This is a genomic window from Agrobacterium sp. 22-209-1 (assembly GCF_053522485.1).
Genome location: NZ_JBNWCH010000018.1, coordinates 16,981 through 36,063, shown reverse-complemented (window position 1 = coordinate 36,063; position 19,083 = coordinate 16,981). Strand labels below are relative to the sequence as shown.

At 57.6% G+C, this 19,083-nt stretch carries 15 protein-coding genes and 1 pseudogene; 9 read left to right on the top strand and 7 right to left on the bottom strand.

Features of this window, described 5'->3' with window-relative positions; genetic code table 11:
- Window positions 1-48: 48 nt before the first annotated feature.
- Window positions 49-972 carry a LysR family transcriptional regulator gene (locus tag ACQZ48_RS23165; protein ID WP_137412167.1) on the top strand — a complete coding sequence of 308 codons (924 nt, stop codon included), beginning with the start codon at window positions 49-51 and terminating at the stop codon, window positions 970-972.
- 4 nt (window positions 973-976) lie between these two features.
- Window positions 977-2,362, top strand: a complete 1,386-nt coding sequence (locus ACQZ48_RS23160; protein WP_448729541.1) for an amidohydrolase family protein — start codon at window positions 977-979, stop codon at window positions 2,360-2,362.
- A 16-nt stretch (window positions 2,363-2,378) separates the two neighbouring features.
- Here ACQZ48_RS23160 and ACQZ48_RS23155 read toward each other — a convergent pair whose 3' ends face one another.
- On the bottom strand, window positions 2,379-2,699 hold the full coding sequence (locus ACQZ48_RS23155) for a 4Fe-4S dicluster domain-containing protein (protein ID WP_448729540.1): 321 nt from the start codon (window positions 2,697-2,699) through the stop codon (window positions 2,379-2,381).
- A 460-nt stretch (window positions 2,700-3,159) separates the two neighbouring features.
- On the opposite strand from ACQZ48_RS23155, the gene ACQZ48_RS23150 reads away from it, so the two are divergent.
- From ACQZ48_RS23150 to ACQZ48_RS23120, 7 genes and pseudogenes are all read left to right on the top strand, one after another.
- The gene (locus ACQZ48_RS23150; RefSeq protein ID WP_173991727.1) at window positions 3,160-3,657 is read left to right on the top strand and encodes an RNA polymerase sigma factor; all 498 of its coding nucleotides are present in this window, start codon (window positions 3,160-3,162) and stop codon (window positions 3,655-3,657) included.
- A 90-nt stretch (window positions 3,658-3,747) separates the two neighbouring features.
- Window positions 3,748-4,716, top strand: a complete 969-nt coding sequence (locus ACQZ48_RS23145) for a FecR family protein (protein ID WP_448729539.1) — start codon at window positions 3,748-3,750, stop codon at window positions 4,714-4,716.
- Between the two features lie 6 nt (window positions 4,717-4,722).
- Window positions 4,723-7,272 carry a TonB-dependent siderophore receptor gene (locus ACQZ48_RS23140; protein ID WP_448729538.1) on the top strand — a complete coding sequence of 850 codons (2,550 nt, stop codon included), beginning with the start codon at window positions 4,723-4,725 and terminating at the stop codon, window positions 7,270-7,272.
- Window positions 7,266-8,165 carry an ABC transporter substrate-binding protein gene (locus ACQZ48_RS23135; protein WP_448729537.1) on the top strand — a complete coding sequence of 300 codons (900 nt, stop codon included), beginning with the start codon at window positions 7,266-7,268 and terminating at the stop codon, window positions 8,163-8,165. Before ACQZ48_RS23140 ends, ACQZ48_RS23135 begins: the two co-directional genes overlap by 7 nt.
- A 1-nt stretch (window position 8,166) precedes the next feature.
- Window positions 8,167-10,158 carry a Fe(3+)-hydroxamate ABC transporter permease FhuB gene (gene fhuB, locus ACQZ48_RS23130; RefSeq protein ID WP_448729536.1) on the top strand — a complete coding sequence of 664 codons (1,992 nt, stop codon included), beginning with the start codon at window positions 8,167-8,169 and terminating at the stop codon, window positions 10,156-10,158.
- Window positions 10,159-10,194: 36 nt separating this feature from the next.
- Window positions 10,195-10,947 carry a siderophore-interacting protein gene (locus ACQZ48_RS23125; protein WP_269824985.1) on the top strand — a complete coding sequence of 251 codons (753 nt, stop codon included), beginning with the start codon at window positions 10,195-10,197 and terminating at the stop codon, window positions 10,945-10,947.
- Window positions 10,948-11,578: 631 nt separating this feature from the next.
- Window positions 11,579-11,767, top strand: a pseudogene (locus ACQZ48_RS23120) (transposase); the annotation flags it as partial.
- 377 nt (window positions 11,768-12,144) lie between these two features.
- Here the strand turns inward: ACQZ48_RS23120 and ACQZ48_RS23115 are convergent.
- The 6 genes from ACQZ48_RS23115 to ACQZ48_RS23090 all read right to left on the bottom strand — a co-directional run bounded on the left by ACQZ48_RS23115 (window position 12,145) and on the right by ACQZ48_RS23090 (window position 18,952).
- Window positions 12,145-14,094, bottom strand: coding sequence for a MacB family efflux pump subunit (locus ACQZ48_RS23115; RefSeq protein ID WP_448729535.1), 1,950 nt, complete (start codon window positions 14,092-14,094; stop codon window positions 12,145-12,147).
- A gap of 8 nt (window positions 14,095-14,102) precedes the next feature.
- Entirely contained in the window at window positions 14,103-15,311 is a 1,209-nt protein-coding gene (locus tag ACQZ48_RS23110; protein WP_448729534.1) for an efflux RND transporter periplasmic adaptor subunit, read from the bottom strand.
- A gap of 231 nt (window positions 15,312-15,542) precedes the next feature.
- Complete coding sequence (locus tag ACQZ48_RS23105; RefSeq protein ID WP_448729533.1) at window positions 15,543-16,892, bottom strand: sensor histidine kinase; 1,350 nt, start codon at window positions 16,890-16,892, stop codon at window positions 15,543-15,545.
- A gap of 1 nt (window position 16,893) precedes the next feature.
- On the bottom strand, window positions 16,894-17,568 hold the full coding sequence (locus ACQZ48_RS23100; RefSeq protein ID WP_173991717.1) for a response regulator transcription factor: 675 nt from the start codon (window positions 17,566-17,568) through the stop codon (window positions 16,894-16,896).
- A gap of 207 nt (window positions 17,569-17,775) precedes the next feature.
- Window positions 17,776-18,060 carry a YMGG-like glycine zipper-containing protein gene (locus tag ACQZ48_RS23095; protein ID WP_448729532.1) on the bottom strand — a complete coding sequence of 95 codons (285 nt, stop codon included), beginning with the start codon at window positions 18,058-18,060 and terminating at the stop codon, window positions 17,776-17,778.
- Between the two features lie 469 nt (window positions 18,061-18,529).
- Window positions 18,530-18,952, bottom strand: a complete 423-nt coding sequence (locus tag ACQZ48_RS23090; RefSeq protein ID WP_448729531.1) for a hypothetical protein — start codon at window positions 18,950-18,952, stop codon at window positions 18,530-18,532.
- Window positions 18,953-19,083: the final 131 nt, after the last annotated feature.

Sequence of the window (19,083 nt, the reverse complement as noted above, 5' to 3'; positions counted from 1 at the left end):
CGTGTTATTGATTTCCGAAATGCGCACTGATGCTGACCGGAGATAAGCATGCATGCAAGTATCCTGAAATATTTTACGGAAGTCGCGCGATCCGGCTCTATCCGAAAGGCGTCGGAAGAGTTGAACGTCGCGACATCCGCCCTGAGCCGACAAATCAAGAAGCTGGAGGATGAGCTGGGAACTCCGCTGTTCGAGCGGTTCTCCGATGGTCTCCGGCTGACCATGGCGGGTGAAATCGTGCTCCGCCATGCCCGCGAAACGTTACACGACTATTCGATCATGAGATCCGATCTTGGCGACCTGACAGGCAAGAAAACCGGACGGGTTCACATAGCCTGTCTTGACAGTCTGACAGTGCAGTTTTTGCCGGAATTGGTGCGTGGGTTCCACACACGCCACCCCGCGATCGATTTCCGCGTCCGAACAGAGAGCTACAACAACATCTTCCGGTTTTTGACAGAGGGCGACTGCGACATCGGCGTCACATTCGATCTGGCGCGACCCAACGATATCGAGTGTGTCTTCAGCGTCAAAATGCCGTTGATGGCAATCGTTGCCGCGCACCACCCGCTATCCAGACAAAAGAGCCTTACCCTACAGGAATGCGCCCAGTTTCCGCTTTTACTACAGCTCGATAACGAGGTGATGAGTTCTATGGTCGCGGTCGAACTCGGCGCACTCGATCGTGTCAGCCGGACGTTCGTGGCCACCAATAGCCAGATGATGCTGAAACCGCTGATCCTTTCGGGTGCAGGAGTGGCATTCTTCACCCCGCTTGGTTTTCTTCGTGAACTGGAGGCTGGCGAGGTTGTCGCGATCCGCATATCCGGCTCGCGCGTTAATGATATCGAGGTCGGCATCGTCACGCCACGGCGTCGACAACTGACCCGTGCGACCGAGCTGGTGATCGAGTATCTAAGCACCGAACTTGAAGAATTCACATCCAGATTAAAAGTCTACATAGGGGAATAGCCTGATGCAACTGAGCCTATTGCACGTGCCGGCCAAGGGTAACCCCACACTTGAAGACGTGCAGGACGCTTCTGTTTCAGACCGGTCAGGCGCACGCGGCGGCGACCTGATCATGCCAGCTCCGATCAACGCACATGACCACGGCTACGGCATCCGGACACTCGATTTTGCTGCATTCGATGACGCACTGGAAGTTTGGATTCCTCGGCTACGCCTGCGCCCACGCACTGACCCTTATCTGGAAGCACTCGTCGCCTTCTCCCGACTTGCTCTGAATGGCGTTGGCGGAACGATGCATTGCCACAACTCGCTGAATGCGGAAAGCCTGATCACCGAGGCCGCGCTTGTGTGCAAGGCGGCGTCGGATGTTGGCATCCGGCTTGCTCTTTCCTGTCCCATGCTCGACTTCGATCCGTGGGCCTATGGCGGCGGTCCACCGCGGCTCAGGCCTTTTATGTCGGCAGACGAATGGGACGCAGTTGAGGACACCATCCCACGCTACGCTTCGATTGCGCGCCAGCTGGAGGCTGTGGATATTGTCGCAGCCGAAAATAAAGGGGGGCTGTTTGATATCCAGTATGGACCGATCGGGCCGCAGTGGTGTTCGAATGCCCTGCTTGAAGCCATCGCAGATGCATCTTCAAACAATAACCGCCGTGTGCACATGCACCTGCTGGAAAGCCCACGGCAACGCGCCTGGCTCGACCGCCGGTTTCCGAATGGCGTCGTCAGATATCTCGATGATATTGGCTTTCTGTCTCCGCGGCTTGCCGTCGCGCATGGCGTGCAACTGACACAGGCCGAATGTGAACTGCTCGCCGAACGCGGCGTCCAACTGGTTTCGAACCCGTCTGCCAATCTCCGCCTGCGTTCAGGTATCGCACCTGCATCAGATGCGATGCGCGCCGGTCTGAAAGTCGCCATTGGTCTTGACGGAACGAGCCTGGATGATGATCAGGATCTCTGGCGTGAGATGAGACTTTTTCGCCTTCTGCAGGCAGGGTGCGACCTGGATGAGAAAATGACAGCGCAGACCACATTGAAAGCCGCCATTCATCACGCAGCACAGGTTATCAATGCACCCCCCGCCCGAGACCTTGTCTGTATCGACTATCGTGGTCTGACGCAGGACGCGATTTTCACGGATGTCGATGTGCCTGAGACGCTCATGACGCGAATGACCGGCCGGTATGCCCGAGGGCTGGTTGTCGATGGGTCGACCGTGATGAGAGATCGCAAGCTCGTCAATGTGGATTTTGATAATGCCCGCAGCGAACTCCGCGCTCAGGCAAAAGCCGATCTGCCACGGCTCGAAAAGCAGCGTGGTCTGGCAAAGTCACTCTCCGATGCGGCCCGTCGGTATTATCGTGAACAGATGGCCGGCGCATAGCTCTGCCTGAAGCCCCCTATCGTCCGAACTGCTCCACCTGCGGATGATCCATGGTGGTAGAACGCCACTTTTCCCACCCCCCGGGTGAGCCAATATTACTAATATCGGCACCGAAGAAGTCGCGGTTGATAGCCATAAAATCCATTCGACCAGCTGCGGCGTCATCCGAAAGAATGGCATCGACGGGACAGACAGACAGGCAAAGCCCGCAGTTAATGCACTCATCGGGATGAATGTAAAACATCCGGCCACCCTCATAGATACAATCCACCGGACAGACCTGCGCACAGGCTCCATCCTTGACGTCGATACAAGGCTCCGTGACGATATATGCCATTGAAATTGCTCCTTTTTGGCATAGTGTCAAAGGAATGCGTTCTTGAACAGACCAATGTTTAGCAGGCTATGTTGCCGAAATGGCAATGCCCATCCCTGCCTTTCAGCAAGTGTATGCACTGATCCAGATAGCGCTGTTTTCCTGCTGACTGCATCGCGAGCTGTGGGTTCGAGAATGGCTGTTGAGGGCCAAGCTCTTGAACTAAATCGAACCTTCGACCACTGCGCGCCGCGTTCTCTAAACGACTGATCTTTCTTATTTTCCATGTCTTAGGCCGCATTCTTGGATGCCTGTGCGATAAACAAATATCTAGATGCTCAAGTCCGGCCACATAAAAACATGAGCAATACCCCCTAGTTTAACTGCCCCGCCTAAGCTATGTGTTGCCGTCTGTGACTTGGTTGAGTTCTGCCGTGCCCGGTTGCGTCCATTTGAACCCAGTGTCGATGGCCCATTTGTGATGGTTTGGGATATTCAAGACCTGTTTGAGCGCTACTCGAAGGAGCTTCGAAGCTTCCTGCGTAACCGTGGCCTGACGGAGGACACCGCCGCAGATCTGACGCAGGACAGTTTTCTAAGGCTGATAACGGCCAAGCCGACCGCCCTGGAACACAACCCGCGCGCCTATATTTTCCAAATTTCCCGCAATGTCCTGATTGATCACCGTAGACGAGAAAGCAAGGCGCCTTTCAGCCAGGTCTCGGAGGCCAAGGCCAACGCGGTTGCCGACCCCAAGCCGTCTGCGGAAACTGTCGTCTACGACAAACAGCGTCTGGCACTCTCGGATGCAGCACTCGCGGAACTGCCCGAACGGACACGCAGGGCGTTTGAACTTTACCGGCTGGAGGAAATGACCATCGCCGAGGTCGCAGAGACGATCGGGCTTTCGACCACCCGAACCTGGTCTCTCATCCGCGAGGCCTATCGCCACATCCGCGCACGGCTGAAGGATGTCTAACATTCCGCGTCAGACTGCAGAAAAAGCCGCCTTTTCATTCGTTATCCCCTATGCGGGACCGGAAATGGCGCAGAAATCGTGTGGGGAAAAATGTCGTTGAGTGATGATGAAACCGACGAGGATCGGCTGTTCGAAGAAGCGGTGGATATACTGATCCGTATCAAGAGCGATCCGGACAATCCGGTGGCGCTTGACGTTGCAACCCGTTGGCTTGGTCGCAGCGATCTGCATCGCCAGGTTTTTGCAGAGGCGCTCGAAATCCACGGCATGACAGGCAAGCTTCTGACGGACAAACGTCGAACCGAACGCAGCAATGCCTATTCGATATCGCGTCGCACCCTTGTCGTCGGTGGTCTCCTCGGCGCTGGGGCACTAATGGCGGCCGGCTATTCCGCTCCCGGCCTGATCCTTCAGGCGCGCGCCGATGTCATCACTTCGACTGCGGAAATCAAACGCGTGGAACTTGCCGATGGCAGCATCGCGACGCTTGGGCCAGACAGTGCCATAGCCTCTCGCATCGACAGCACACGACGCGACGTCGAACTGATCCAGGGCATGGCATTTTTTGAAGTCGCCAGAGACAGCGCACGTCCATTTGCCGTTCAGATGGACACCATGATCGCCACGGCACTCGGTACCGCCTTCGATATCAGCGAAGACGGCGGCCAGTTCAATCTTTCGGTGAGCCACGGGATCGTTCGGGCCGACCTGCCGCCCGAGATCAAACGGCCAGCTATGACCTTGAATGCCGGAGACTGGCTAAGCCTTTCGACATCCGACGGAACGCTTTCCACCGGAACACGTGATGTCGGCCAGATTGGCAGTTGGCGTGACGGCATGATCGTTGTCGAAAAAGAGAAGATCACTACCGTTGTGACAAGGATCGCCCGCTGGAAACGTGGCCGGGTGCTGATTGCGGACACGGACCTGGGAATCCAGCCGGTCAGCGGTGTCTATGACCTCAGAAACCCGGATCTGGCGCTCGAAGCCGTCGTCCGACCCTATGGCGGCAAGGTCAGGGAATTATCCCCTTATCTCACCATAATTTCGGCATTCTAAAAAAACTTGAGAAAAAAGAGAAAATTTTGCGGCCCCTTCCGTTTTCTGTATCGGGGCGCCGATGAAAAAGCTTCATCGCGCCTTGAAACTGCGTATTTTGAAGGGGCACCTATGGGACTTTGGGGCAAATTGGATGTCGATTACAGGCATCGAGGTCGAGTTTCGGCAGTAACGCTGCTGTTGTCGTCGGTTGCGGCAATCGTGACGATGACGGCGGAAAAACCTGCCATCGCGCAGACCGCCGAAACGACGTACTCAATCGCACCCGGACCTTTGAACCAAGCTCTGGCTGCCTTTGGTCGCCAGTCCGGCATTCAGGTCACCTATGCCCCATCGAATGCAACAGCCAAACAGTCTCCCGGCGTCAGCGGGCGCCTGTCGGCCGATACAGCCATCGCGCGCATCCTTTCAGGCTCCGGCCTGAGCTATAGTTTCACCAATTCCAGAACAATTGTCATTTCGCCTGCGGCCGCCGGCACAGCAGATGCAGGGGGCGGCTCCACAAACCTTGCACCGATCGTCGTATCCGGCGAGAGTGCCTTCGGCCCGGTCGACGGCTATGTGGCAAGAAACGCCTCCTCGGCAATGAAGGGTGACATCTCGATCCTCGAAACGCCACAGGCGGTGTCCGTTGTGACCGCCGACCGCATCGAAGATCAGGCGGCACAGAGCGTCAACGAAGCGCTTCGCTATACTGCAGGTGTCCGATCGGAAACGAGCGGCGCGCAAATGATGGACAATCCGCTCTATCTTCGCGGCTTCCAGCAGAGCAGTCTGGAAATGTATCAGGACGGCCTTAGGTCCGTCACCCCCGGCTATTTCGGATTCTTCGCTGTCGAACCATACGGCCTTGAACGTGTCGAGGTTCTCAAGGGGCCCTCTTCCGTTCTTTATGGTCAGCAGGCTCCGGGCGGATTGATCAATGTGGTTTCCAAACGACCGACAGAAAACCCGGTCAATGAAGTCGAAGCAACGGTCGGCAGCTTCGATCATTATCAAGGCGGTTTCGATGTTGGCGGCACGACGGAAGAAAAAAACATCATGTACCGCATGGTCGGCATGGTGCGTGAGGCCGATACACAGGTCGACTACGTTGAAAACAATCGCCGCTACTTTGCCCCGAGTATCACCTGGGCGCCGAATGAGGATACCAAGCTGACCGTTCTCGGTTCCTATCAGCGCAACGAGGGAGATTTCTACGCGCAGGTTCCGGCCACCGCCGTTCTCTTGCCGAATCCGAACGGCCACATCCCATTCAGCCGGTTCCTCGGCGAACCGGATTGGGAATATGAGACATCCGAACGAACAGCGGTCGGGTACGAGTTCGAACATCGTTTCAACGATACCGTAAAGTTCGAGCAGAATTTTCGCTACACACATATGTCCAACCATCGCCAGTACCTGCAGGCCAGCGGCGCGCTGGTGGACAACCGGTTGCTCAACCGCACCTATAACCTGCGTGACATTGAAAACGACGGCATTGCCGTCGACAGCCGCTTCCGGTTCGATTTCGACACCGGTCCGATTGAACACAAGGCGATCGTCGGTCTGGATTATCTCTGGGGCACATCACGCTGGTTGGAGCAGCGCGGCACTGCAAGCGCGATCGATATCTACAACCCCGTCTACGGATCGTCCGTCAACACTAACGTCTATTCGACCAAGTCACTTTCGGACATCGACGCGTCTCAGGCAGGTCTGTACGTTCAGGATCAACTCAAGCTCGACAATCTCATTCTGACACTCGGCATGAGGCAGGACTGGGCGTGGCGCGATACGGAAAACCTCATCGCCGGAACGTCGACCAAACAAAACGATCATGCCTTCACCAAAAAGGCCGGTCTGACGTATCTCTTTGACGGCGGCATTGCGCCCTACGCCAGCTATTCCGAGTCCTTCAACCCTGTCGTCGGCACCGACAGCCTCGGCAATGTGTTCGTTCCAGAAACGGCCCAGCAATGGGAGGTTGGCATCAAGTATCAGCCAGATGGCTTTGATGGCATATTCACCGTGAGCGCCTTCGATCTCGCACGCCAGAACGTCCAGACCTACGATCCTGCCGATCCGCGCTATACCCTGCAGACCGGTGAAATCCGCGCCCGTGGTTTGGAATTCGAGGCCGTTTCCAATCTTGATAACGGCATCAGCCTCGCGGCAGCCTATACCTACACGGATGCAGAGATCACGGAAACAAAAACGGCAAGTCAGCTCGGGAACACGCCTTACCGTGTTCCCCGCCATGCGGCGTCGCTCTGGGTGAATTACGAGTTACAGCATGAAGCGCTGGAAGGTCTCAGTGTTGGTGCCGGTGTGCGCTATATCGGCGAGACCTGGGGCAATGACGATAACACCTTCAAGGTGCCGGGGTTCACACTCGTTGACCTTGCACTCCGCTATGACTTCGGCAAAAAGTTTCCGGAAGCCAAGGGGTTGAGCGCGTCGATCAACGTCAGCAACCTGTTCGACAAGTATTACGTGCCCGGATGCTTCACCAGCAACGGCTGCAACTATGGTTCGCAGAGAACCATTTTCGGCAAGCTCAGCTACCAGTGGTAAAATCCAAGTATCATCTGCAAGGTCGTATTTGCAGACGCACCGTCATTTTCGGTGCGGCGGCATTTCTTTTGCAAGGCCTTACGGCGCGCGCGGCGTCTTCTGTCGCCCCGCGCGTCGCCGCCATTGACTGGGCCGCTGCAGAAACCTTGATTGCAGTCGGGATAACGCCGATTGCGATTGCAGACCTTGCGGGGTTTCGCGCCAGTTTCGCACATCTTCCGGACACGGCCGGCACCATAGATCTGGGCTCGACCTGGGAGCCGAACTTCGAGCTTCTCGATCGCTTGAAACCTGACCTGATTTATCTTCCATCGTGGAGCAGCCTGTCACGCGCCCAGCTTGACCAAATCGCCACGGTTCGTCTTTGCGACATCCACGGTAACGGTGGCGATCCGATAGAGAAGGCCAGGAGCTTTGGCGAAAGCGTCCTCAATGAACTAACAACAATGTCAGAGCCTTCCGCGATAAGGAAACTGGAAGCGCGCCTACAACGGATCACCGGCCAAACATCACCGCAACCCGTGTTTCTTCTTAATCTGCGCAGTACCAGCCGTTTCGTAAACGTCTACGCTGCCGGCAGCCTGCCAGACAGCGCATTGATGCATGTCGGTCTGCAGAATGCCTGGCAAGGCCCCGTAAACGGCTTTGGTTTCGCCTCGATCGGAGCGGAAAAACTGCTCCAGTCTCCCGATGCGTCAATCGTGATCCTCAATCAGAACGATCGGACGACCGAGATGCTGTCGCGGCTCGAACGCAACATTTTCTGGGCGTCGATGCCGGCCGTGCGCGCGGGCCGTATTCATATCTCGCCGCCGATCTCGGTTTTCGGCGGATTGCTGTCAGCGACGACCTTTGCAGAATGGCTGGCTGATACGTTCGACAAGGCGACATAACATGGCAAAGGCACTCGAACGACGCTCCCGAATATCGTCCCCACTTCCCTTTTTCGTGCTGCTGGTCGGGTTGCTCAGCCTCCTGCTGGCAGCAATCAATCTCCAACGCGTCCTGCCCGTATCTGAGTGGCTCAATGCCCTGTCATTGCAGCAGTCGGAATCAATACAGCAGCTTCTTTTCGCCTGGGCCGCACTTCCGCGTCTGGCCGTTGCATTTCTCTGCGGGACGGCGCTTTCCCTATCGGGTCTGCTGTTCCAGCAATCTCTCCGCAATCCGCTGGCCGAGCCGACGACACTTGGAACGTCGGCGGGTGCGCAGGCAGCCTTGCTCGCATCCCTGGTATGGGCCCCCGGCCTACTCGGTATCGGCCAGGGCCCGATAGCCATAGCCGGCGCTGCACTTGCCACCGCGGGGGTATTTGGTATCTGTTTGCGCGCGGAACGATCTCCGATCGTAATCATTCTCGCGGGCCTCGTCGTCAATCTAACTCTCGGCACGATTTGCGCAATCATCATCCTTCTCTATCCGGAACGGAGCGAGGATCTCGCACAATGGCAAACCGGACGGCTGGAACAAACCGGCTGGATACCTGCGCTCTGCCTTGGTCTATGCCTGTTCCTCGGATGGGCGATCACCGCCTTTCTGTGCCGAGCCCTTCGCCTTCTCGAAATGGAGGATACGGTCGTCATTTCGCTCGGGATGAAACCAGCATGGCTGCGCGGCATATCGCTCGCCATCGCCATTATCATGTCAGGAACGGTAGTTGCCACGATCGGCACGATCGGCTTCATCGGCCTTGCAGTGCCGGCCCTTGCCCGTGCGCTCGGAGCACGGGAGTTGCGCACGCTCGTCCTTTGGGCACCTCTTCTAGGAGGCCTGCTCCTCGTGCTGGCCGATCAGATCGTGCAATTACCGGCCTTTTTGAACGGCCAATTCCCGACAGGCACATTCGCATCGCTTCTGGGTGCGCCGGTATTGCTTGTGCTTCTATCCAGAACGAGATCCCGCACGTTGCAATCAGTCGCGAGGCAGATGACATTCCCACGCGTCCTGATCAGGCCGCGGCATCTGCTCGGTATTTTTCTCATTATGGTCGCCGTGCTCGCCGTGAGCCTCGCATTTGCCCGCGGCCCGGCGGGATGGGAATGGTGCACCGATATCGAGGTGATCAAACGTTGGCGCCTCATGCGGGTCGAGGCTTCGCTCTCAGCCGGCATTCTTCTCGGCATTAGTGGTGTTCTCGTTCAGCGCGTAACAGCTAATCCGATGGCAAGCCCGGAGGTTATGGGAATATCCGCCGGCGCAACACTCGGAGCAATCGCGCTTCTTTTCGTCTCTACGACATTCACCTCGGGCGACCTATTCACTGCATGTGCCATCGGTTCGCTCCTCGTGACATCCGCGATCGTCATTCTCGCCAGACGCGCCAACTTTGCCCCAGACAGAATCATCCTGATCGGCATAGCCCTTTCTTCGATCGTCGGTGCCATAGGTTCCTTTGTGATTGCCATGGGAGGACCCGCACGCGGCCTGCTTCTGACATGGTTTTCCGGTTCGACCCATCGTGTAACGCAGGATCAGGCCATGCTCGTGGCAGCCGCCGCAACCCTGGCAATGGCCGTGGTGCCGCTGTTCAGTCGTTGCCTGGAGGTACTGGAGCTCGGAGAAGACAATGCCCGCGCTCTTGGACTGCCCGTATCGGCAACACGGGGCGCCATCATCCTCTACAGCGCAATTTCGACCGCCGCAGCGACAATCATCGTAGGGCCTGCAACCTTTGTCGGCCTCCTGGCCCCCCACATGGTGCGGCAATTCGGTATCCATCGTCCTTTGCCCCAGATCTTTGCCTCCGCTTTTACCGGAGGCGCCTTGATGCTTGTTGCCGATTGGCTCGGCCGGACGCTGATCTTTCCGTGGCAGATGCCCGCCGGGCTCCTGACCGCCCTGATCGGTGGGCCACTATTCCTCTATTCCATTCGCCAGCGACGTTGAATCCAGACCAACACTTGAAACGGGAGACCCTACTCCATGAAACAATGTTACCGCGCCGAAGTTCTCGACAAGCATTGGCTGACACCATCAATGATACGCGTTGAAATCGGCGGCGGGGATATGGCGCAGTTTCAATCGAGCGGATTTCCGGATGAATGGGTGCGGCTGGTTTTTCCAGCGGAGAACGGGAAAGTCACGATGCCTCGGCTGGTTGATGACCGTTGGCAGATGCCGACCGACCTGCCAAGGTCGCGCCTTAGACCTTACACGATCAGGCAGGTGAACGAGGAAACGGCCTCCGTTACTGTCGATTTCGTGGTCCATGACGGTGGACTGGCCTCGGATTGGGCTCGTTTGGCACGCCCGGGTGACGAGATCGGCGTCACCAGTCCGCAGGGCAAATATGCACCGCCTGACGATGCCGAATGGATAATTCTCATTGCCGACGCAACAGGATTGCCCGCGGCCGCAAGGATACTTGCCGAGAAGAAATGTAATCGCCCATGTGTCTCTCATATCGAGATCCCGGACATGCATGACGCGCTGCTCGACCTCGACGCGCTTTGCGACATGAATTGGCACACCGGATTCGGCAACATTCCAGGATCGACAAACCTGCTCGAGATCGCCCAAGCCGTTCAGCTCCCAGCGGGTATCGGATATATATGGGTTGCGGGAGAAGCAAAGGTCACGACAGCGGTCCGCCGGCTTCTATGCGACGAGCGAGGCATGCCCAAAGATTCCATCACGGCAATCGGCTATTGGATCCTGGGAAAACCGAGGGATTGAAAAGCATGAAGGTTTAGATGTGAATCGAACCGTCGGCCCCACGCGATCGTGATCGATCAGTTTACCGGCAGATACACTGGCCACTCCTGGGCACCATTGGGTACGCGAAAAATTCGAACTGTTGTCTCGGTAGTTGCGTAGGCGCAAACGTAAGGCCTAAAATTGATAAAGAATCGCCTTTCCCCGCAATTCTACCCACGCCCCCACTGGCAGAAAAGTCGAGCGAGCGACGGACGGCGGTTGCTATCCGTTCATCAATCAGAGCAGCGGCGGTAGGATTACCCTCGAAATCCACGGCCTGATCTCCTCCATCCTCGGGCAAATGGACGTGCTGGACCTGGGGGAACACCGCTTCGTCGCAGAGGTGCATGCTGATTTCATCGAGAAGCTGGAGGCTGGCGAGATAGAGACGAAGGAGAAGCAAAAAAGCTCCTCGACTCATATGAGGAGGAGCTTGATGTTAAGATCGTGGACTCGTCGAATTTACAGGATTCGGTTGCGGAGGCCTGAGCGCACAGAGACTTGTAAAATCGTTCGCCTTGTAAGGGATCGAACCGACAGCCGTAGGTTCAGGACCCATTGATTTGAAGTGGCGGCTATGATTCAGCCGGGCGTATAGGAGGCCTGACTGATGAGTAATTTGTTTTGGCTGACGGACGAGCAGTTGGCTCGTCTCCGGCCCTATTTTCCCAAGAGCCATGGCCGCCAGCGCGTTGATGGTCGACGCTTATTGAGCGGGATCATCTTTGTCAACCGCAATGGGCTCAGGTGGTGTTATGCGCCGAAGGAATACGGCCCCGCGAAGACGCTTTTGGGGCGACAGGTCGGTCCATTATACGCGGTGGGATAACGTCTGCCGGGTGTTGAAATCGCTCGGCTGGCCTATCGGCGCGCCGATAGCAACCAGCGATTGGAGTGATGGTGTGGCCGTCGCTCACGTCGATGGGGACCATTTCCTGCTCTATGACTCGGTCAATCGTCTGTTTTACGATCCAGGAGAAGTGGAGGGGCCGGCTGGGGTTACCAGCCATGGCACCCGCTACCGTCTCAGGGCAATGCGGCCGTGCCGACCCGCATCTTGATCGGGGACGGAAATGAATCGGAGGCACCGGTTTGATTCAGAAGTGTCGTTCGACCATACTGTGAACATCGCCGATCATCTGGCCATGAACTCAGAAGCAGCTAGTTCTCCAGCCATCAATCGCGTGCCAAGGCTTCTATCGGGTCCAGCTTTGCAGCGTTTCGGGCGGGAAGGAAGCCGAAGACGATTCCGATCAGGGTGGAGCAGGCGAAGGCCACAATGATGGACCCAGGAGAGAAGATCATTTTGAAGTCTGGGCTCAGTAAATTAAAAAGAGCGCTAATCCCGAGGGCGAGGATCACTCCCATGAAGCCGCCGACAAGGCAGACCATGACGGCTTCGATCAGGAACTGTGATAGGATGTCGCTGCGGCGCGCGCCAACCGCCACACGAACGCCGATCTCCTTGGTGCGTTCGGTCACGGACACCAGCATGATATTCATCACGCCGATGCCACCGACAATCAGCGAGATTACGGCGACAGACGAAATCAGCAATGTCAGGGTTTGTGTGGTGGTCTCGATAGTCTCGCGAATGGTCGCGGAGTTGGTGAGGAAGAAGTCTTTCGCCCCATGCCGACGCTCGATAAGGCGCGAAACTGCGGCCTCGACATTGCCTGGATCGACATCGTCGCTGATACGGACGGTTACGCCGTCGACGTTCGAACGACCCAGCATGCGGCCCATGACGGTTGTGTAAGGCGCATAGACGGTCAACGTATCAACCGCCGGGCCGAAGGAGTTTTCCCGTTTCGTCACACCTACGACCCTCGCCGGCATTGTGCCCAGAAGGATGACCTGCCCCACCGGGTTTACCCGGTCTGGAAAGAGGTCTCGCGCGGCGCTTGCGTCGATCACCACGTTCTGGCTGTAGGCGATAACATCCTGGGCGTCGAACAGTTGTCCGTGCGCCAGCTCAAGGCCCCGTACACGAAAGAAGTCCGCGCCAACTCCGGTGACTGACGCATTGACGGCCACGGCGGCACGCTTGACAGTTACGCTCGTCGTGACGGTTGGTGTCACGCTGTCGACATAGGGCTGGTTCTCCAGCGCTTCTGCATCGGCGGGAACCAGGGTCCGTATCTTGCCCGCTTCCAGATCGCCGAAGCCTTTACCTGCCCGCACCTCGATCGTGTTGGTGCCGAGCGAACTGATACTACTTAGGATTTGTTGCTGCGAGCCGACGCCCAGTGCCGAGATTGCCGCTACCGAGGCGATACCGATGATGATACCGAGCATGGTCAGAAGCGAGCGCATCTTGTGCGCCCATATTGCCGCGCCCGCCATACGAAAGGCCTCGGCCATCCGGTCAATTGCGCCACGCCAGCCAGCGCCCGGCGCGTGCTCGCGGATGGGACGGGCCGTCGCGGCGGATTTGGATATATTTCGCTCGTCGGAAATGATAACGCCGTCGCTGATCTCCACGACCCGATCCGCATGTTCGGCGATCTTCTTGTCGTGAGTGACGAGGATGATGGTATGCCCCTCGGCGTGAAGCTCGCGAAGGATCTTCATGACTTCGGCACCACTGTGCGTATCCAGCGCTCCGGTCGGTTCGTCGGCCAGAATTATCTCGCCGCCATTCATCAGGGCACGGGCGATCGACACCCGCTGCTGCTGGCCGCCCGAAAGCTTGCCCGGGATATTGCCCGTCCGCTCGGCGAGGCCCAGTCGGGTCAATAAGGAGATCGCTCGCTTGTGCCGGTCGGATCGGCTGCGTCCGGCATAGATGGCTGGCACCTCAACGTTGCTGGCCGCGCTGAGATCGCCAAGCAGATGATAACGCTGGAAGATGAAACCAAAACGCTCACGGCGTAGCGTCGCCAGTTCGTCCACGGACATCTTCGACGTCTCGCGCCCTTCGATCCAGTAGCTGCCGTCCGTCGGACGATCGAGGCAGCCAAGGATGTTCATCAGCGTCGACTTGCCGGAGCCAGAAGCCCCGATGATGGCCATCATCTCGCCGGCCTCGATGTCGAGGTCGACGTCTTTCAGCACCCGCACCATCTCGTCGCCAGCGGGGAAAGAGCGGGATACCCTACGTACGCGGAGCAGTGGTTCCGTCATAGCGCGCCCTACCGCTTCGCCGCGGCCAGTTGAGCCTGGCCATCCATGCGTTCGTCCGTGGATGCTCCCAAGACGATGGTCTCGCCTGCCTGAAGACCGCGAAGGATCTGGATGTCCGCGCCGTTATCGATGCCGACCTGGACCTGTCGAATCTGGACCTCGCCCATCGCGTCCAGTATGCGCACACGCGCCGTATCACCGGCCCGGCGCGCCCCTTCCACTGCACTGAGCGGAACCAGCACGGCGCCACCGACGCGGCTCAAGACGATGGACACCTGCGCCGTCATGGAGGGTCGCAGGACCCCATCCGCATTCGCCACGTCGATCAGCCCGGTGTAATAAACCGCGCCGTTGGTTGAGCCAATCCGGCTAGCGGCGCTGCTGCTCTCGTTGGCGATGGAGGCCGGGGCCGGTTCCACCTGTCGCAACTCCCCATCGAAACGGCGCTTCGGATCGCCAAGAATGCTGAACCAGACCGGCAGGCCCCGCCGTACACGCACGACGTCAGCCTCGGAGATATCCGCGCGCACCGTCATTGTGTCCAATCGTGCGATCATGACGATCGTCGGCGCGGTCTGCAGGGCATTTACGGTTTGGCCCTCGTCGGTGACGATCGCGACCACTGTGCCGGCGATTGGGGCAGTGATGCGGGTATAGTCCAGCTCTATACCCGCAGACTCCAGCGCGACCTGCGCTTGGGCGACCTGAGCGTCCAGCGATTGAACCTCAGCCCGTGCTGTGTCTCGCATCGCAACCGCAGCGTCATACTGGGCGCGCGGCGTGGAACCACCTGCCAGCAGGTCACGCTCGCGCACGAAATCCTTCTCGGCCTTCACCAGACCGGCGCTGCGCGCGGCGTGAACAGCGCGGATGTTGGCCAAAGCGGCCTCGCGGTCCCGCAAGGTGTTGCGCCGGGTCTGAGAATCGATCTCGGCCACCAATTGGCCAGCCTCGACGATGTCACCGATCTTGACAGCCAGATGCTCAATGCGACCCGACGCCTGGGCGCCGACACGCACCAGCTCGAGCGGTTCGAGAACCCCGGTCGCCAGCACCACCTCTTCAATGTCACCCGTTCGCGCCTGCGCCGTCACCAGTTCAGGCTTCGCCGGCGAACGCAAAAACAGGAGCCAGACGACCAGCATACCGACAAGGGTTGCCGCCGCCAGGATGAAATGCTTGCGGGTGATGTGCCGTGTCATGTAGTCGTAGTCCATGCTATTGAGATTTGCGGGCTTTCTCTGTCACGAGAGTTACCTGAAAATTACGGGGAGCGGTCGTCGGGCGTATCCGTTTGGCAAACGCTGTAAAACCAACCGATCGGCACAGAATGCTTGCAATGGTGATGGTGTGCCAGCGATCGCCCGCCACACATCACGCGATTGCGGACGTGCCCAGCCAACATCGACGAATTAGATGCCTTGACCCACCGGCGCAGGCGCCGGTCCCTACCGCTGCTGGAAAACGCGCTTCTCGCGCCAGCGTACGGCAAATTTGCTGCCCTTGCCTAGAGCGGACGAAAGCTCAACATAGCCGCCGTGACGGGTGACGATCTCGTTGACCATGCTGAGCCCCAGGCCCGCACCTGAGCCGTGAGGGCTGACCCGGTAGAACGGCTCGAATATACGCGACTGCTTATCCCCGGCAATTCCGCAGCCCTGATCGGCGACAGTCACGCTGCCGTCAGCCTTAATACTGACCGATATCTGTCCTCTTCCGCCTCCGTACTGGACTGCATTACGGACCAGATTGACGAATGCACGCTCCAGAGCTTCAGCATCCCCGGGAACGCACAGGTTTTCCGCATCGCTATCGAACGAAACCTCGTAACCTTCGGCGATTGCTAAAGGAGCAAGGTCAGCAACCACCTTAGACACAACGCTGTTGAGATCGACAGGTGCATTCTGCTGGGGCTTCTGCCGGTACTTCTCGGTGTCGAGAAGCTGGTTTGCGATCGCTGTAAGTCGCTTGATGGCAGTCTGCAGGTGTGTCTTATCCGCACCCGGTGAAAGCGTATCAATTCTCACCTGCAGGACAGCAATCGGCGTTCGAAGTTCATGGGCCGCGTTGACAAAGAAGCGCTCCGTCGCCTCGAATCCGCTATCGAGACGGCGCAGCGCCCTGTTGATATCGCGCACCAAACGAAGCACCTCAGTGGGCAAGCCCCGCTCTTCCACCAGGGCGCCACGTGTGTCGAGATCGATCCTGTCGAGACGCCTGGTCAGGTCGCTGAAGGACCGCAAAGCCCAGCGTGTGACAAACGGGACGCCAATCAGGGAAATGGCGACGAGGATCAGCGCCGGCACGCCGATGGCAAGGTTCCCCAACAGCACGGTCACACCATATTGGGACATCGAAACACCACCTGCAAAAATCGTTGCCTCACCGGCCTCTGTGTCGAAACGCTCCATGCGGGCGACACTCAGCGGATCGTTCAGGTCACCATGCAGCTCGACACTTCTGAACGCCCGCAGGAATGGCATGTTGTCGGCAATTTTCTCAGGAGGCGTACCGTGTGCAAGGACAATATCTTTTCCAAGGTCTGCCACGAACCAAAGGTCAGGCGCTTCTTGTATAATCTCTTTAAGCTCGGCCGTCGGAACCAGATGGGGTCGGCCATTCGGCTCGAGACGAACCGAGTCTGCGATTTCCTGAGACAGCCAGATGGACGTGATCGCCACATCGGGCTTGAGGCCAGAAAGGAGATAGAAAACCAGGCTGAGCGAGGCGATGACCGCGCAGAGCTGCAGGACAATAAAACCAAAAGTGAATCGCCAGCGAAGGGATGTGCTGGTCATCCTATTTCTGCTCATGAAGGTAGTAGCCTATGCCACGAATGTTCTTGATAACAATGTCGGCCTCCGCTTCGCCAAGCTTTCGGCGCAGGCGAGACATATTGGATTCCAGTGAGTTCGACTGGATTTCGTCGTCAAAGGAATAGACCTGCCCCTCAAGAGACGAGCGCAACACGGTACGACCGCGGTTTCTCAAAAGAGTCTCGATGATGAGCAGTTCCCTTCGGGTGAGCCCAAGCCGGACGCCGTTGACATGCACATCGCATGAAACCCGATCATAGGTGACGTTTCCTGCCGACAGGACGGACGGGCCTGCTGTCGGCACCCGCCTCAGCACAGCGCTCATTCTCGCGACCAGTTCGGGGATTTCGAAGGGCTTCGGTAAATAATCATCAGCACCGTCATTGAGCCCGGATATGCGCTCGTCGGTAGACCTCAGAGCTGAGATGATGATCGATCGCGTGTTTGAACCTGCGCCACGCAAATCCGCAAGGAAGGTACTGCCATCACCATCAGGCAGTTGCCGGTCGATAAGGACGATATCGTAATCCGCCATGGCGATCGCTTCCCGCGCCGTTGCCAGATCGCCAACCGCATCAAGAACGATGCCATGCTGCGAGAGGGCCACCCTCAAGGCATCCGTCATTTCTGGATCGTCTTCGATAAGTAGAAGTTTCATAGTCGCCTACTCAGTCAAGTCGGACTATCGTTTCCGATCATCCTTACAGCAAAACGACGGCCATTGGTCGAGATAAACTCGACGTTCGCGATGTCATGACCGTCAGATTACCGGATGTCATAAAACTGCCGCGGACGCGGAAACCGAAGAACCGGAGTTCGTCGGTATCACTCTAACCTTTGACGTGCGGCAGCCCGGCTGCAATCTCTACCGGCAGCGACCGTAATAATCCCGGTATTTGCAGCTGTAGTCGCGGCGATCCCGTTGTCCCCAGCGGTCGCGGCGGGTCCTGTCGTTACGTTCGCTGATGTTGCCTATCACAGCGCCACCCGCGCCGCCTGCGGCGGCTCCCACTGCTGCGCCTTCCCAGGTACCGCTTGCCAGCCCACCGATGATAGCACCGCTCGCCGCACCAATGCCGGCGCCCTTTTCCGTCTGGCTGCACGCGGTCAGTGCCACGCAAACGAGTACGCCCGAGATAATCTTTTTCATGCCTGTCCTTTCATTCACCGCCACGGCGGCAGTCCATCGACCGTTGAGGCAGAGACGTATGGCCGCCGAAAATTACGGGGAAGTTACACAGAACCGGCGCCGTCGACGCCTGTCGAAGGGGCAAATTCTTGTAGGACGCGCGTCTTAGCGATCACCCATTCTAAAGTGACCGCCGTCCATTTATTGGCTCCGGATTCTCGCTGTTCCTCACTGCGTTTCAGGATGAAGAGCCGAAATGACTAAGCGCAGTCCCTCGCCAACGTTCTTGCGGCGCGCAAACACGACAGTGAAACCTTGTCGGTGCAGATTAACGAGAGCGACATGCTTCGCACAATCGATGAGTTCGCCAGGACGAGATCACATTGATCGATGGTAGCCCCGAGCTAATCTTGCCTGCTCTTCAGCCGCATTGACGGTCACGTTCCCAAGCTCTGACCCGCACGCAACGCAGTGGGCCGAATGTGATGTTTCAAGTGACTTTTTCGAATACATCTGCCTCACTCTGGGTCGTGAAGGTGAACGTGACCTGTTCGCTGTCATCGTCCTGTCGGAGACCCATTGCAGTTAAAATCAAACGCGCGATCTCGTCCTGTGCTTCACGTCCCGAGCGATACGACCCCACCGCCTTCTCGATGGCGGGACCGAATACCTCGCTGATTACACCGAGGCGCATATTGTATTTCATGATGATGTCGCGGTCCTCGATGATCGCTGCCTGTTCGGCCTTTGAGATGCCGGCGTTCTCCATGGCGGTTATTGTTGCGTTGGTCGCGAGCTTGATCGGACCTTCTTCCAGCCACCGATCAACCATCTGATGGAACTGGCGCATCCGCTCGGCAGGAATTGTTCTCTGTACACTGATCGACATCCGGATTCCTTTATCAGCTTTCATGCGAATACACTTTTTGCTTCGCTTCAGCTGCGACGCGCTACCCTGATAGTCAAAACACGTCGGCAATTCCAGATGGAGTCAACACAGAACCGGTTTGTCAAGAATGTCGCATCGGGTTAAGCGGTCCATGA